Here is a 16502-nt window from a genome sequence, read left to right on the forward strand (position 1 = left end):
CGATGGGACTCTTCAGCTCCAAGAAGAAGATCTATGTGAGCTCCGTCGTCTACCCCCTTGGGGAAGACGGCGAGAAGCGCACGGACATGATGAAGCACACGGTGCTCAACGCGATGCTCCAGAAGAAGGGCATCGCCGAGAGCATCCGTGAGTCGTACCTGCGCGGGCAGGGCATGATGCTGCGCAACGCCTTTGCCTATGCCCGCGACAAATACACCAACGGGCTGCCGACCAGTTCCGCCCGGTACTCGGATCAGCCTGACCTGGTTCCGCTTAAGGCGGTCCTGGATTCGCTGCACCCGGGCTACAGCATCAACGTGGTCAACGCGCTGATCAGCACCGGTGACTTTGAGTGGTGGGCAGAGCGCTACCTCACCGACACGTATGGCTACGACCGTACGATCAAGCAGTTCGATGCGCCGCCCAAGGGTGTCGAGGTCAACGCCACGGTGGCTTATGACCTCGAGCCCAACGGCGACATCCGCATCCTGCTGATGAATGCCAATGGCGCCACGACGCTGGTGGACTACCGCCCGACCGATTACGTGCGCATGGGCAACTACGTGCAGTGCGTCTACCAGACGGTGCGTACCTTCGACGGTGGCACGACCACCAGCACCCGCCCGGCAAATCCTGGTGAGGTCGATACCACGATCTACTCCTCGGACGCGGCCCAGCGCACCGGCGAGAGTCAGCTGACCACCACCAAGACGGTGACGAGCATTTCTGGTTCCACGGCGACGGTGACCGTGAGCAAGCAGATCGACGTGACCTCCCGGCCGAAGTACCTGCTCTACCTGATGGGTACCGGCAAGTACCCGTCGCTCGATGCGATGCTGACGACCAGCAAGCTGACAGCGCCCTATTTCCCGTCGATTCCGCTGCGTGTGGACAACGTCAGCTGGACGACGAAAGACCGGAAGAACACGCCGCTCTACAAGACCGCCACAGCCCTGCTGAAAAAGGTCGGCCTGAATTACCAGGAGCTCGGTGACAAGGTCACCGCAAACAAGAACATCAAGGACATCGACTACTGCTTCGTCACGTTCGGGGTTCGGCTGAACACTCGATCACCGGAAGGCAAGCGGTACCTGTTCCGGTATTTCAGCTACCTGCGCAGCATCTCGAAGGCGACGTCCGCCCAGTACAACACCTGGGTGGCCGGCTTCAATCCGCGCTCCAGCGCACCGCCGATCAACTCCGTGGAGATCTACTCGGAGCGGGACCGCTCCAACAACCACGACGTGAAGCTGCAGTGGCAGTACATCGACACCCGTCTGGTGGCCGGGCAGGTGAAGCCCAATGCACTCATTGGTGACGTTGAGATCGTGGCCGGCAGCTCGCGGCAGTTCAACCTGCTTAACGATATGGTGCTGGATGGTTCGACGATCCTGGCTCGCCGCCAGGTCGACGCCAACACCTACGAGGAGCTGGCGATTAGCGGGCTCACGTACGAGAATTTCATCTACAAGGGCAAGTCGGTGATCATCACCGCGCACGAGGCCATGGCCAACCAGGATGAGGAAGGTTTCATCATCCCGTTGAACCAGGAGATCGTACGTGCCACGCCGATGGTCGAACTGACGAACCTCTCGTACCAGTGCATGTATATGGTGTTCAACTGCTACAAGGTCGTGAAGCAGAAGTGGTATCAGACCGGCCTGTTCAAGATCATCATCGTGATCGTGTCGATCATCATCATCGTCTGCACGTGGGGCGCAGGCACGCCGGTGGCAGCAAGCATGATGGCTGCAGCCTTTGTCGCTGCTGGTGTGGCCATCTCTCTAGCTATAGTGCTCGCCGCCACGTTGTACGTGCTGGCGGTAATGGTGCTGATGTCGCTGTTGATGGACGTGTCGACCGACGTGTTCGGCGAGAAGTGGGGACCGATTATCGGTGCCGTGCTCTCGATCGTGGCGATGAACTACAGCGGCCTTGGTACCGCCGCAGCCGGCAGCACCAACTACCTGACGGCGCAGAACATCATCAACGCCTCCAGTGCGCTGGCTCAGGGCTACGTCGCAGACCAAATGGGTAAGGTCGGTAACGAGATGGCCAAGGCGACCGAGGCCTACAACGCCAGCATGAAACAGGTCGAGGATCTCGCCCGAGAGAACCTCGGTACCAACCTGGATCTGATCGACGTACAGGGCCTCACCCAGGCCACGTTTCAGATGAACTACGAGCAGCCCGACACCTTTCTCAATCGCACGCTGATGACAGGCAGCGATGTCTGCAACATCACCACTGGCTTGATTGAAAACTTCGTGGACGTTGGCCTGCGCCTACCCACCACTGGATAATAAATCGACTGTTCTTGGAGCCGCATTTATGAGTTACCAGCCCTTCGGAAGCATTTATGGATTCGGGCAGCCGAACCCGACTGCCAATGTGGCCATGCCTGGCGCGGATTTGTCTGCCTACGCAATGCCGACGAGCCAGAGCCTTTCCTTGCTCAGCGGTGGCACGTACAGCCCGGATGCCGGTTGGGGTGCCCTGTCCCGGCCAGGAACGTCGATTGCCGGCGGTGGCTTTGGCAGCTGGCTCGCTAAGGACGGAAACCTCGGCACTATGATGCAGGGCATCGGTACCTTGGGTAGCTTGTACCTTGGGCTGCAGCAACTCGGCCAGGCGAAGGACGCACTGAAGTTCCAGAAGCAGGCGTACAACACGAACCTGACCAACTCGGTGCAGACCTACAACAACTCGTTGGAAGATCGCATCAACGGTCGCACGGCGGACTACGCCGGCAAGCAGCAGGATGTGCAGAGCTACCTGGCTGCCCACCAGCTCAAGAAGCCCGGCAGCTAAGGAGCAACTATGCCCAACGTACTCCAGTGGCAGCAGGTCGATGCGCCTCGTCTCGATACGCGAGACCTGGCCATCGCCGGCCAGACGGTCGATAACGCCTTCAATCGTTTCGCCGACATCCTCAATGCGCGTGATGCGCGCCTCAAGAAGGGCGCCACGGACAACGCAGCGGCGCAGCTCATGGCTGCGCAGACACCGGAAGAGCTGGCTGCACTGCAGGCACGTGCCGCAGCTGGTGGCTTCGGCCCTCGTGCGGACATGCGTGAGATCCTCTCTGTCGGCAACCAGCGGCAGGGCGACATGCTGCAGAACTCCGCCCGCCAGCAGCAGATCGACATTGGCCACGAGGACCTGCTCAACCGGCAGGACATGGCCCAGCACGCTGAGCTCTACACAGCCTACGACGGCGCCATGGCGAAAGGTGACGTCAAGGGTGCTGAGGCAATTGCCGCTCAGATCAAGGCCAATGGCGGTGGTCGTAATCTCTACAGCGTCGGGCTCGATGGTCAGAAGGCCTACGGCGACTGGCGTGATGCGGCCGAGCGTCACCGCAGCAACGTGGCGAACGAGGCCAATGCCGCGGCTCGTCTTGGCATGGAGCGTACGCGCTTCAACCTGGAGCTTCAGGACCGCAAGTCGCTGCAGACTGGCATGTCGCTCTCGGGGCAGCTGGCGGACAGGCTGGGCGCGTATAACACGGACGATGCCATGAGCCTGGTCCGCGACTTGCCGGAGTACAAGGCCCTGGATCCGATCGCCAAGCGTGCGTTCGACCAGGACTTCAAGACCCAGCATGCCGCCATCACGCAGATCACGCAGGACGTGCAGCGAGCGACGGCCGGGTCGACATCGGAGGTCAACCGCAAGGTGGCCGACCTCAATTCGCAGAAGCTGCAGGCGCAGGCACCGATCCTCAATAACCCGCTGTACCGCACGCTGAACCAGGGCTCCAAGCCAGATACCAACATCACCCGCCAGTCGATCTCAGAGAAGGTGGGTAGCCTCGATGGCAAGTGGACGACGGCCGGCACGCAAGCGGAGGTCGACAAGATCCTCAACGACGTGCGGGGACCGGATGGCAATCCGATCTCCCTCGAGGATCTCAATGCGGTGATCGACAACTACGCCATGAAGAATGGCGGATTGCTGGGCAAGGTCAGCGGCTCGGACGCTTTCTGGGCGAACATCAGCAAGCGTGCGAAGGAAGTGGCCGATGCTCGTGCCACTGGGCAGCAGCAGTTGTTCGAGCAGGATCTCAACTCGTTGGGTGCTCCGTACGACAGCCATGCCTCCTCACTCGCAAGCCAGTTGCATGAGAAACAGCAGAACATGCGTCGTGGGTTGGACACCTCCAAGGTGGACGCTGCGCTTGCTGGTTCGCTGAACCGTACGCATGAGACCAAGGCCGATGTACAGAAGCGCCAGAACGCGGTGATGGACCAGCTCGACGCGTCCTATACCGACCCGCTGAAGGCCACGCCCGCTGGCAATACGGCGACTGCTCCGGCACCCGCTCAAGGTGGGTGGACGCCGGCGGACCAGAAGGAGTACCAGAGCATCCTGGATAAGCGCATGGCGCACATCCGCGGTGGCGGCACGGCTCCCGACATCACGCAGGCAGAGTTCGATCGCATGAATGCCTTGCTCAAGAAGAGGGGCTCCAACTAAAGGCCCCAACAACTCCATAAACGCTTTAAGATACGGGGGCTGCTTGCAGCTCCCTTCTCTTTTGGTGGATGCCTTATGGACCCGAATCAGCCTGTTTTCTCGCGTGATGGTGCACTTCCCGAGGGGCTGATTCGTGATACGTCTGGGGTCCAGCAACGCGGTACCGGTGTCGCCAATGACCTGCTGCCGGCCAAATACGCCGAGGTAAAGGCGGCTGGCTTGGCCAAGCGTGCTGAGCTTGCTGGCGTCTCGCCGGCCGATCAGCTTCGAGCTGAGTTCCAGCGCGATCAGCAGACGATGTCGCTGGGCCAGCTGGCCCGTACCTATGGCAACGATGTTGCGGCCAGCGTGAACCAGGAGCGCTCGGCCCGTGATCAGCTGTTGAACGAGGCCAACCGCAGCCGTACCGGCAATGAGCTGACCAAGGACACCGGCCTGAGCTTGCTCTCCGGTGGCGTCAACCTGGTCGGTGGTGGTGTGGTCCTCGGCGAGGATCTGCTGCATCGCGCTGGTTCGGCCATGCTGACGTTCCCGGCCATGGGCCTGCATGCCACAGGTGTGATCGACGATGGCCTCTTCAACAAGGTGGCCGACGACACCAATGCGGGTCGTGCTGCCTTGCTGGGACCGCAGCAAAGGCTGCTGGGCCAGTTCAACCAATGGCGCGACCAGACCGCCTCCACGGTGAAGCAGGCCGACCAGACCCTGATGGGGGAGGAGAATGCTGCAGCAGCTGAGCAGCACAAGGCTGACTATGAGCGAGCCGTCGCCAATGGCGAGGATCCCAATGTCGCTGCCGCAGCACGTGTCGCCAAGGACTACGGCCACGACTTCGGCAACGTGTTCTCCCATCCGACCACCCTTCTCGACACGGCGGTGGAGCAGGTACCGACGTTCGGCATCGGTGCGGTGGCGAAGGGCGCTATCACCGCGGAGCAGGTAGCCGCTGGCGTCGCCAAGCAGGTAGCCAAGGAGACGACCGCAGCTGGTGCGCTCAAGGCCATGGGCGCAGAGGGTGTCCGGAAGGTCGAGGAGAGCCTGGCTCACGCCAATACCCGTGCACTGGTCACTGCCACTGAGATGGGCTCGAACTACGGGCAGGCAGCCGGCGACATCGCTACGGCGCCGATCGACGAGTTGGCCAAGCGCTTCCCGGATGTGCAGCGCCAGCTCGATGCTGGTGTGCCGGAAGACCAGGTGCGTGCGCAGCTCGCCTCGGACAATGGCCTGATCACGGCTGCCGTCACGGCGCCGATTGCCTATGGCAGCTCGTACCTGTCCCAGGACTTCCTGGCTCACCCGACGGGTAAGGGCCTGGCCACCACGTTAAAGGCGGCCGGCAAGAACGTCGCCGAGCTTGCGGGTGAAGTCGGTGAAGAGTCGTTGCAGGGTGCCGGCGGCCAGCTGGCACAGAACATCGCCAATCAGCAAACCGGTGACGTCACGGCAAATGATCTGCTGGACGGTGTCGGCGGTGCTGCAGGCCAAGGCGGTGCTGCGGCACTCGGTGCGGCAGGCGCATTCCGTGCACCAGGTCTGGCCGTCGGTGGCGCGGTGCTGACTGGGAAAGCGGCACTTACTGCAGCCAAGGTTGCCGGCAAGCCGGTGCTAGATGCTCTCGCTGCCCGAGGTGAGAAGGTCAAGGCAGAGAATGCCGCTTCGGTCGATGAGCAGAAGGCGGCCGTCGCTTCGGGCCTGGCTGAAGATGCCAGCACCCTGAGCAAGGGCTTCGAGAACCAGAAGGCACCGAACGCTGATGGCGTGGTGCCTGAGAATGTGTCGCCGGCGGCTGAAGTGGCCACGGCACCAGCGGAAGCCGATCCGATCCTCACCCCGGCAGCCAAGCAGGCGCTCAACGAGGGTGTCGATCAGACCGTGCCGCTCAACAAGGTGACGGCACTGGCCCAAGCGGTGAATCTCCTTGGTTCCGGCAAGCCGATGGATGCTGAGACCGGTGCCACGTTGCAGCTGTTTGCGCTGAAGGCGGCACGTGAGCTGCGCCAGCACGTCGACACCATCACCGATCCGGCGATGAAGCAGGCGGCGAACAACCTCCTCGAGAACGACGGCATCCGTAACCTCGAGGAAGCGGTGAAGAACCAGGATCCGGCCTTCATCCAGAGCTTGCTGGATCAGGTGCCGGAAGACGCTATTCCCGCCGGTACCGAGCCCACACCGGAAGTGAAGGCTGCGCTGGCTCAGCTCAGTGAAGTGGCCGCTGTCGCACCGGAGAAGCTCTCCAGCGAGCAGGCCGCTCGTGTGCTGTTCCATTCCGAGGGCCTGACGCCGCAGGAAGTGAACCAGGTGAAGCTGGCCGAGAGCCTGGCTAAGGTCCGTGAGGATCATTTGGCCCGTGCCGAGGAGCTCGCCAAGCAGTATCCGCAGATCAAGTCGCCGGACATCGTCTCAAGCGAGATCGCCAACGACGGTTTCCAGCTCGGCAACAAGCGCCTGCCGTCGCTCAACGATATGGCCCGCAATGTGGTGCAGGCCATCAACAACGGTCACACGCAGGTGGCCGTGCAGGCGATGGCGGATCTAGCAAACTTCGCGCAGTCGCGTATCGACCGTGCCATGGCCTTTGACCAGGCTGCCCGCCAGCACGTGGAGAACGGTTCGGCCAAGGGGCAGGGCGTCGAGGTCCAGAACACCCGTCAGCTGAAGACGGACAGCTCCCTTGGCACGAAGGCCAACGTGGTCGACATCACCAGCCCGGGTAGCCGTGGCCTGGTCGACATCGTGCACAACGATGCGCAAACGGCGGCCGGCATCTACAACACCCTGGCTCAGGCGAACCCGAGCCTGGTGCAGGCTGCTGCCGGCAATGCCGAGCCGCTGCCGTCGTCGCTCACTGCGCCGAAGGAAGCCAGCTACAAGTCCATGACCAAGGGCGATGGTGTTGCTATCCCTGGTTTCGCGCCCGCCGCGACGCAGCCGAAAACCGAGCTCGCACCGAAGTCGAGCACCGTCACGGCACTGGAAGCAAAGGTCGCTGCGGCCAGTGACTTCGCTGCGAATCTGCCGGCCGATGCCACCATCACGCAGGTGGAAGACCACATCGCCACGATGAAGCGCATCGAGGCTGTGGCTGGTGCGAACCATGGGGATCTCGTGACCAGCGCCAGTGATGCCCGTGCGCAGCTCGAGAAGATCCTCGCCACTGACATGAAGAATCGTGCGGCTGGTGCCGACGGCAAGCTCGTGGACAACACCACCGATCGTCGTCAGGCTACCGAGCAGCGCGCTGCCATCGACAACCTGCCGCCGGCGGAATCGCGGCAGGCCAAGCTCGAGGCGCGCATTGCGCAGCTGGAGCAGGAGCAGCGCACCTCGGAAGTGACCGGACTGCGCAACAAGAAGGCCTTCGAGGAAGACACCGCGCTGGGCTGGAGCACGGTCGGCGCCGCTGACATGGACGGCCTGAAGAAGCTCAACGACCACGTGGGCCATGCAGCGGCTGACGTGGTGCTCAAGGCGCTGGGCGAAATGCTCAAGGGCTACGAGAGCGACACCGTGCGCTTCTATCACCGCAGTGGTGACGAGTTCGCAGCGCGCTTCAAGAACACCGACGAAGCGGCGAAGATCATGGCCGATGTGCAGGCCAAGCTGGATGCCGCCCAGGTCTCGTTCGAGGTCGACGGCAAGCCTTTCATCTACAATGGCATCGGATTCTCCGTAGGCCATGGAGCCACGTATGAAGCAGCAGACACGGCCGTCAACGCCGACAAGCAATCCCGCCTCGACGCAGGAAAGCGAGAATCTCCCCGTGAATCTGGGGCGCCTCGACGACTCCAGTCCGCCGCCCCCGCAGGGGAAGGTCAGCAACGTCAAGGTGACGTTCCCAAGTCCGTAAGCGAACGCTTCGCCGGCCCGGCACAGACGCTGGGCGAGATCTCCGCTGATGCGTCGCCGGCCGAGCGCTACCTGCGCACCAACAAGTTCTTCTCTGCGTTCAAACTGAACTCGAAGGCAACCGGCTTGTTCGCTCGTGTGGCTGGCGGTCTGGAGACCGTAGCCAGTGCGCTGATCAAGGCGGAGAAGGATCCGCTGGCGCTGCGTGAGGTCTATGCCGAGCAGCACCAGTACATGCCGATCGACGCGCAGCAGGTCGGTGCCATGCGCGAGATCATCGGCCAGTTCGTGCCGCAGATCGTCGACACCCTGAACCAGTCGCTCTACAACGCCGCCGTCGGTCTGAATCCCGATGGCAGCAAGCGCGTGCAGACCAACACCAAGCAGGCGGCCAAGGGCTTCCTCCAGGATCTCCTGGATCCGGCGAAGTACGACAAGGCGATCTGGCAGTACGGCAACCGACTGAGCCTGCATGTAGCTGAGTGGGGTGTGGGTGAAGACGGCAAGCCGTACATCCGCTACCAGCCGGAAGTGGCACAGGCCATGGCGCTCGCTGTGCTCAACTGGGGCCTGGCCACGGTCAACAACCCGACCAAGGCCGACCAGGCCAAGGTGTTGGAGATGTTCCCGAATGGTGTGCCGGAGGCCGTGCAGAAGGCCTTCGATACCAGCCACTATGCCGTGCAGCCGATCAACACCATGGCCGCGGATCTGGTCCGCATCCTTGGCCTGTCCTCGAACAGCAACAGCTCGGTGCTCTACACCGATGGTTTGCCGAAGGCGCTGATCCATGACGCGCTGAATGCGCTGGCACAAACGGGCGCCATCACGTTGAACAACGTGGAAGGTACCGAGAAGACCGCCGACGGTCGTGCCAAGACGCTGCCGTTCATCGCCTTCAACAAGTCGGGCGACACGAACAACTGGAGCACCGACTCGGCACGCAACCTGAAGTCGCTGCGTGATGCACTGGGCAACCAGGCGCTGATGACCTACCTCCTCACGCCGGACGCACAAGATCGCCCGACGTTTGGTGAGCCCAGCAAGCAGGTGCCGACTCGCCAGTCCGGGACCGGCCAGAAGCTGTCGGACACCCAGCGCAAATCGATCAAGAACGAAAACAACGTCCCGTTCCACGCCAACACCGAGTTGCTCGTGTTCCAGGACCAGCTCGGCGACGACAACCTGCTGAGCTTGCTTGGCTACTCCGATCCGGCCGATGCGCTCAATGAGCAGCACCGTCGTCAGGTCGAAGGCGTGAACCAGGGTCTCACCAACGCACTGAGCAATCTGCGTGAGATCTTCGCTCTGTGGCAGGGCAAGGCCGAAGAGGCCGGCAAGAACATGCAGGACGTGCCGGCGTTCTACAGCCACCGCATCGTCTCGAACGGCCGCACCATGGCCAATGGCTTCGGCCCCCAGTCGGACAAGATTGCGCGTGAGCTGATCAGCGCCGTGCGCGAGAACCTCGATCTGAAGAACAACGAGGACCACAAGCTCGCGTATGCAGTGACCCTGGCTCAGGCCTTGGGTATCAAGACCGAGAAGGTGAAGAACGCTGCTGCTGCGGTGCAGATCCAGCAGGAGCTGGCGCACCCGGCATTCAAGCAGCTGTTCGCCGACATGGCGCAGCTCAACGCGCTCGATGGACAGGACCAGGCTGACCTGGCCAACAGCATCACCCGGCAGATCGCAGCGCTGCAGAAGGGTGTCGACGGTACCCGGCCCATTCCGGCCACGGCCCGTGCCATCCATGCGCTCTTCACCCATGCACGCTTGCTGGCGCACCCGGATCCGTCGAAGTTCGAGACGCATCTGGCAGTCGAGCTCGACGGCAAGACCGATGGTCCGATCAATGCGATCGTGCACTTCGGCCTGCATACGGCGAACCTCGACAAGCAGATCGACCAGCTGCGCAAGGGCGGCTGGTTCCTCAACGAGTCCGATCCCAAGGTGCTGGCGGATCTCGGCGCCAAGGCGGCCGACCTCTATACCGACACGGCGGAGGGTCTGCAGCGCGCGGTGAATAATGCGCTGGCGAAGAAGACGGGCACCGATCACCAGATGCTTTCCGCGGCGCTGCATCTCCTCCAGCGTGTGGGTCACGTGACGCTGGCCGATGACGGCTCGGTGCAGGTGACCCGCAACATGCCGAAGGGTGGCTTGGTCAGCATGAACTACGGCGCCGGCGAGCAGTCGGTGAACCGGGCTATTGCCTACGACATCCTGGACTACGTGCACGAGCAGATGTCCAAGTCGCTGCGTGACAACGTCCCGCTCGATGGCAACTTGCAGAAGGCCCTGCGCCTGATGACCGGCCGCTACCTCGACAAGGATGGCGTGTGGCAGAAGACCGACCCGGTCAACGTGGACGACATGGCCGGCTATGCCAAGGGTCCGTTCTCGCAGAAGCACATCGCCCAGATGGTGCAGAACCTGCGCCAGACCGCTGGCGGCATGCTGACCGACGTCATCCAGTCCGAGATGGATCCGGTGATGTCGACCTACACGCTGCTGTACCAGGCCTCGGCCCTGCAGACGGCACAGCTGCGCAAGGCCTACAACGAGGCCTACGCCGCTAAGCAGGCGGAGCGTGTGGCTGCTGGGGAACTCGGTCCCAAGGAGCCGCTGGGCAAGGGTGATGAGCAGGCGATCCTCGCAGATCTTGCTCACCTGGTTCCGGCGTACGCCTCTCTCGTCGCCGGTGGCGCCAAGGAAGAGCAGGGCGTCAACGTCAGCACCAAGGACCACTCCGGCCAGTACCTGGTCGACGGCCAGGCGCTGGGTGTGGGCTCGATCTTTGGCGGTTCCCGCTCGGACATCAACACGACCCAGATCACGAATCCGGGCGTGCGCGCTGCACCGCTGCTGACCATTGCCGCTGGCGACGCCACGATGATGACGCTGCTGGGTAGGCAGAATCCGAAGGGCACGCTCAACGTGTACGACGGCTGGGAGGTTCCCGCGTCGGAGCTAAAGGATCGTGCGGTCGAAGCGAACAAGGCGGTCTACGACGGCTGGCAGTTCGATCTGCTGGGCTCGGTGGCCAATGCCTTCGGCAACTTCAACATGGACATCTCCAGCCTCAATGCGGCGGAGCTGCAGGATCTGGGTAATGCGCTGCGTATCCCAGGCACGAAGGAAATGCCCCACGCTGACCTGGTCGACGCGATCAATCAGTCGGTCGAGTACACCCGCAGCGAATTGGCGCAGCGTGCTGCTGCCACCGAGGTGAACAAGGCGATCCTGCGTGAGCTGGCCAGCTCGAACGACCACATGAGCACGGGCGAGAAGCCCTACCAGAACGAAGGCAAAGTGGTGGAGAACCTGTCGGCGTACATCGCCGAGCAGCAGGTGCGTGCACGCACGGAGCCGGCCGCTGCCGAGGTCACCGTCAGCGCAGAACCGGCCCCGGCCAAGAATGTCAGCGAGGCCTTGGCCAACCTGGCTCAAGGCGGGCTGAAGACGCTGGGCGCCAGGGACGTGAAGTCCCTGATCGAGAACCAGGGGTTGCAGGGCAAGGTGCGCCAGTTCGTCTACAACCAGATTGCCCACCTGTTCCCGGCGGATCTGCAGGTGCACGTCGGTTCGGAAGCGGAGATCGCGCAGAAGCAGAATGCGCTGTTCCCGGGTGTGGACTTCGGCGGCAAGAACAACGTCGGCGCCACGTACGAGAACCACGTGTTCATCAAGAACGGCTCCGAGGAGACGCTGGTGCACGAGCTCGTGCATGCGGCGACCTACGGTCTGCTGCAGCGCTTCTACGACGGCGGCATGAAGGGGCTCACCGCACACCAGCGTGACGCCGTGCGTCAGCTGGAAGCGATGTCCCGTGAGTTTGTGGCCATGCCTCGCGGCGAGAACGAGTCCGTGCAGCAGGCGCAGTCGGTGATCCGCGGTCTCTTGAACGAGGGCGCCACCGCCGCAGCCGTGAACGAGTTCATGGCGTGGACGATGAGCAACCACCAGATCCAGGATGCCCTGGCCAAGGTGGGACCGCTGGAGACGGTGAAGGCGCTGGCCAAGAAGGTGCTGGAGGTCGTGCGCAAGGCACTGGGCCTGCCCAAGAACGAGCCGATTGACAGCTTCCTGACGCAGGCCATGGGGCAGGTGCATCGTCTGGCTCGCCGGCCGGCACTCGATCCCATGAATGTCACTGGTTTGGCGCTGTTCCAGACCCTGCCCAACGAGAACCAGGCACAGGCAGATCGCCTCAGTGCGCTGTCCGACCAGCTGGAATGGCTGCGCTCGAATCTGCCGACCGATGGTCTGTCGAAGCCGGAGACCGCGCTCAAGGCAGCGGATGCCCTGGTCGCGGCCAATGAGATCCGCGAGCGTTTCGTCGACGCTGGCTTCCAGTTCAACGAGCAGCAGCAGTATGTGTTCGAGCAGATGCAGGCGCTTATGTCCAGCACGATCCAGCTCGACTCGGCGGTGATGGAGAAGCTGCAGCACCTCTACGACGAGGTCATGCCGCAGCTGTCCGCCGAGGATTTCCTGGCCAACCCGAATGACACTAGTGCGATTGCACACAGTGAAGCCGTATCCCGCTTCAACGCGCTGCAGGGCGTGGGCAACCTGACCACCGATGCCGCTGGCCGCAGCAATCTGCTGGCCAACTTCGTAGCCTTGGCTTTGGTGTACGAACCGCTGCGCGAGAAGCTGGCCACGCTGGCGCCGGCGAAGGCAGCCATCGACAAGTCCTCGATCGACGCACGGATCCGCAGCGCTACCAGTGCCGCGTTCGATGTGCTGACTGGCATGGCAACCAACACGGCCCGTGCCACCAACCAGCAGACGGTCCTCGACAACCTAGTCAACCGCCTTGCCGTGAACCAGGCAGCGGCGATCAAGCGCGCGAATGCACCCGCCAGCGTGATGGAGAAGGCCGAGGCCAAGGTGAAGGAACGCATGGCAGTGCTGGGGCAGCGAGCAGACGACAAGCTCACCGCCCGCCTTGATGCTGGCCAGGTCGGTGGCATTGATGGCTGGATCAACGGTGCGCTCAACGCGGTGCGCGGCATCACCTCGAAGGACGGTTCGGCCGCATTTGGCGAATCGCTGCTGAGCTTTGCCAACGAGTCGAAGCTGCCCCGTGCCATCAACCAGCTGATTGGCGAACTGGTCGGTCGTACCGCCAGCAATGAGCACGTGATCGAGCTGCTCGACAAGTCGAAGTCGATGGTGGCCCGTGTCCGCCAGCGTCTGCGCGAGGAAGCGCCGGCACAGGTCCGTGCCCTGTTCACCGAACCGGTGAGCAAGCAGGACTGGGCCACGCTGCACAAGGTCGTCGGCAAGGCCGATATGGCAGCGCTCCTGGGCAACTACAGCCGCACCCAGCTCAAGGACATGCTGAGCAACCCGGCGAGCCTCCAGAGCGCTATCGCGGCGATCGAGAGCAAGTTCACCAAGCACGCCGACGAGTACATCCAGGCGGCGAAGGATCTCGGCCACTACATGGTGACGGGCAACAACCGTGCGAAGGGCCTGCTCTACAGCAACGCCCATGCGATGGCGCACCTGCTCGGTACCAACCATGGCGTCACCGATGAGCTGGCCAGTTTCATGGGGCCGCTGCTCGATCGCCTGACCTCGCTGCGTGCCATGGAGGCCCTGAGCCAGGGTGAGCGGGATGTGGCAGCCAACCTGATGGCCACGCAGGGCGAGGGCATGGAGAAGCTGCTGCGCCTGATGAAGACGCTGGCCAACAACGAATGGTCGAAGGCGGGCGCCAACGAGCAGCTGTTCAACGCTAAGAAGGGCTATGTGCCGGAATCCCTGGATCCGCGCAGCAAGCTCATCCTGGCCAGCTCGGCGAAGGCCGCGGAACTGGTGAAGATGGGTTACCGCAAGGTGGGCGACTACCACGGTGATGTGCACGACGCGAACGCACGCGACATGGCCTACTACGCCATCAAGCACATCGGCGGGCAGGCGTCCTATCGTCAGGGCGCCATGCAGACCGTCGAAGGCACGGTGTCGGGTGTGGACCAGTTCACCGGCCGCGCACTGGGTGTGGCGCTGCAGACCATGATCGGGCACCAGCAGACGGTGGCCAAGATCACGGCTGACAAACTGGCCGGCAACAGCGTCGGTACCCGTAACCTGGTGCCGATCTTCGGCAGCGATGGCAAGGTGGTGGCGTACCAGCGCACGCTGGATCCGAGCATGCTCGATGCCCACCTGCGCGGCAGTCGGGATCTCCCGCAGTCGATCGGTACCTGGCTCGGCCGTCAGGCGGAAGAGACCATCGGTCGGAAGGTGAATGAGCAGTTGGTCGGTGTGCTCCACGATCAGTGGCAGCGTGAAAAGAGTGATCGCAGTGGGGAGTACGTCGACATCGCGGACGCGAAGACGAGTGTCCTGAAGGACACGTGGAACAGCATTCCCCGCGATACCCAGCGCTTGCTGATGCGCACGTTCGATGGCCCCGTGATGGTGCGCAAGGACATGCTCGACAACGCGCTTGGGTACCGTGCCGCGTCCATTGCAGACGTGTTCACGGGAATGTCTGATCTACCGACGTCGGTACAGAAGAACATCGCCGACGCGGCGTATGGCTTGCTGGGCAAGAATGCCTACCAGCACCTGGTGTTCGCCGAGCGAGCAATCCAAGGCGTGGTGGGTATGGCCAAGGAAACCATCGTGGTGAAGTCGGGCATCGTGGCCTTGGCCAACGCCACCTCGAACCAGTACCAGCTGGTGATGCACGGTGTGAATCCGCTGCGCCTGGTGCAGACGCAGGCGGCGAAGGTACGTGAGGTCGAGACCTACCTGCGGCAGGAAAAGCGCCTGGCCCAGATCACGCTGGAACTGGCCTCGGCCACCCGCCCGGACGTGCGCAGCAAGTTGCAGCGTGAGCAGCAGGTGTTGCAGGACGCCAATAGCCGCCTGTCGATCTGGCCGCTACTGCAGGCCGGCGAGCTGCCGTCCATTGCCGAGGGTCTGTCCGAGCACGACCAATACACGCTGCTCAATGACTTCACCGGTTGGCTGGCCAGCAAGACGAAGGGCTTGCCGCCGGGCCTGATCACCGCGGCGAAATACGCCACGATCGCCAAGGACACGGCGCTGCATCAGGGCCTCAATCGCGCGGTGCAGTTTGGCGACTTCATGGCGAAGGCGGCCCTCTACGATCACCTGATCTCGAAGGGCAAGACGCAGGCCGAAGCGCTGGCCTACGTCAACGACCGGTTCGTGAACTACAACCTGATGGCCGGGCGCACCCGTGACTACCACGAGAGCATGGGCATGACCTGGTTCTGGAACTACAAGATCCGGATCCAGAAAGTGATCCTGGCCACCATCCGCGACAATCCGCTGCGCTTCCTGGCGAGTGGCATCACGGCAGAGACATTCATGCACGGCACCAATACGCTGATGTCGGACAACGCCCTGAACACGAACTGGCAATACTCGATCGGGCCGGGCCAGCTTCTGCACTCGCGGCAAATGCTGATGTGGGACCAGCTGCTAGGGCGCTAAGCCCTAGCGGCAGATGGTCGAGATACCCGACGTGACACAGGACGTGCCGTCGGTACCGATCAGGGCGTTGCCGGCCTGGTTGTAGCCCACGCCGCCCGAAGTAGGGATGCCTTGGACGGCGGGCGGCAGAATAGAGGGAGATGTCTGGCCGTACCCACGCATGGTTTGTCCCAGCTGCTGCAGTGATGCGTTCAGCTGGGCATTCCTTTCCCGCTTCCGCTGCTCGTCCAGTTGGGCTTGTAGCTGCTCCAACTGCGCCTGTTGCTGCGCCACCAGTGCTCGTTGCTGGGCCTGCTCCAGTTCGGTTTGCCGTTGCGACTGCACCAGTTGGGTGAGGCGCTGATCCGCCTGTAGCTCTTCAGGGGTCATGGCGTCCCGATATACCCCGGTGGGCTTCATGTTCTCGTCGTAGCACATGAGGCGTGTTGGGGTCACATGCTGTCCGTTCATGCAGGCAGGATCGCCCACCATGTAGTAGTGCCCTTCCACTAAATGTGGGGTGGGCATACCGGCAAAGCTGACGGCCGGTAGCAGAAGCATCGCAAGCAGTGCGGGGATGGTACGACGGTCCATGGCTACCTCTCCTGTTGGACGCAAGATCCTACGGCCAATGCCGCGGAACCGGCAAGTGACCAATAAAAAACCCGCCGATGGGCGGGCCTCTGCGGGTAGCGTCGGTGGTGCGG

5 protein-coding genes are annotated in these 16502 nt (G+C 62.7%); 4 read left to right on the forward strand and 1 reads right to left on the reverse strand.

Annotated elements, in window-relative coordinates; translation table 11 throughout:
• The first annotated feature begins 2 nt into the window (after nt 1–2).
• The 4 genes from JHD67_RS03210 to JHD67_RS03225 all read left to right on the forward strand — a co-directional run bounded on the left by JHD67_RS03210 (nt 3) and on the right by JHD67_RS03225 (nt 15816).
• The gene (locus JHD67_RS03210; RefSeq protein ID WP_199097229.1) at nt 3–2303 is read left to right on the forward strand and encodes a hypothetical protein; all 2301 of its coding nucleotides are present in this window, start codon (nt 3–5) and stop codon (nt 2301–2303) included.
• A gap of 28 nt (nt 2304–2331) precedes the next feature.
• On the forward strand, nt 2332–2811 hold the full coding sequence (locus JHD67_RS03215) for a hypothetical protein (RefSeq protein WP_199097231.1): 480 nt from the start codon (nt 2332–2334) through the stop codon (nt 2809–2811).
• 9 nt (nt 2812–2820) lie between these two features.
• Nucleotides 2821–4479: a hypothetical protein gene (locus tag JHD67_RS03220; protein ID WP_199097233.1), complete on the forward strand. Its 1659-nt coding sequence runs from the start codon at nt 2821–2823 to the stop codon at nt 4477–4479.
• A 75-nt stretch (nt 4480–4554) separates the two neighbouring features.
• The gene (locus JHD67_RS03225) at nt 4555–15816 is read left to right on the forward strand and encodes a diguanylate cyclase (protein WP_199097240.1); all 11262 of its coding nucleotides are present in this window, start codon (nt 4555–4557) and stop codon (nt 15814–15816) included.
• Nucleotides 15817–15819: 3 nt separating this feature from the next.
• On the opposite strand, the gene JHD67_RS03230 is transcribed toward JHD67_RS03225, so the two are convergent.
• Nucleotides 15820–16389: a hypothetical protein gene (locus tag JHD67_RS03230; RefSeq protein WP_199097242.1), complete on the reverse strand. Its 570-nt coding sequence runs from the start codon at nt 16387–16389 to the stop codon at nt 15820–15822.
• Nucleotides 16390–16502: the final 113 nt, after the last annotated feature.

The organism is Dyella sp. ASV21, assembly GCF_016428975.1.
GTDB lineage: Bacteria > Pseudomonadota > Gammaproteobacteria > Xanthomonadales > Rhodanobacteraceae > Dyella.

Excerpts from the sequence above, each read along its gene's own strand:
- JHD67_RS03210 (WP_199097229.1), top strand. The coding sequence starts at position 3 with ATGGGACTCTTCAGCTCCAAGAAGAAGATCTATGTGAGCTCCGTCGTC.
- JHD67_RS03215 (WP_199097231.1), top strand. The coding sequence starts at position 2,332 with ATGAGTTACCAGCCCTTCGGAAGCATTTATGGATTCGGGCAGCCGAAC.
- JHD67_RS03220 (WP_199097233.1), top strand. The coding sequence starts at position 2,821 with ATGCCCAACGTACTCCAGTGGCAGCAGGTCGATGCGCCTCGTCTCGAT.
- JHD67_RS03225 (WP_199097240.1), top strand. The coding sequence starts at position 4,555 with ATGGACCCGAATCAGCCTGTTTTCTCGCGTGATGGTGCACTTCCCGAG.
- JHD67_RS03230 (WP_199097242.1), bottom strand. The coding sequence starts at position 16,389 with ATGGACCGTCGTACCATCCCCGCACTGCTTGCGATGCTTCTGCTACCG.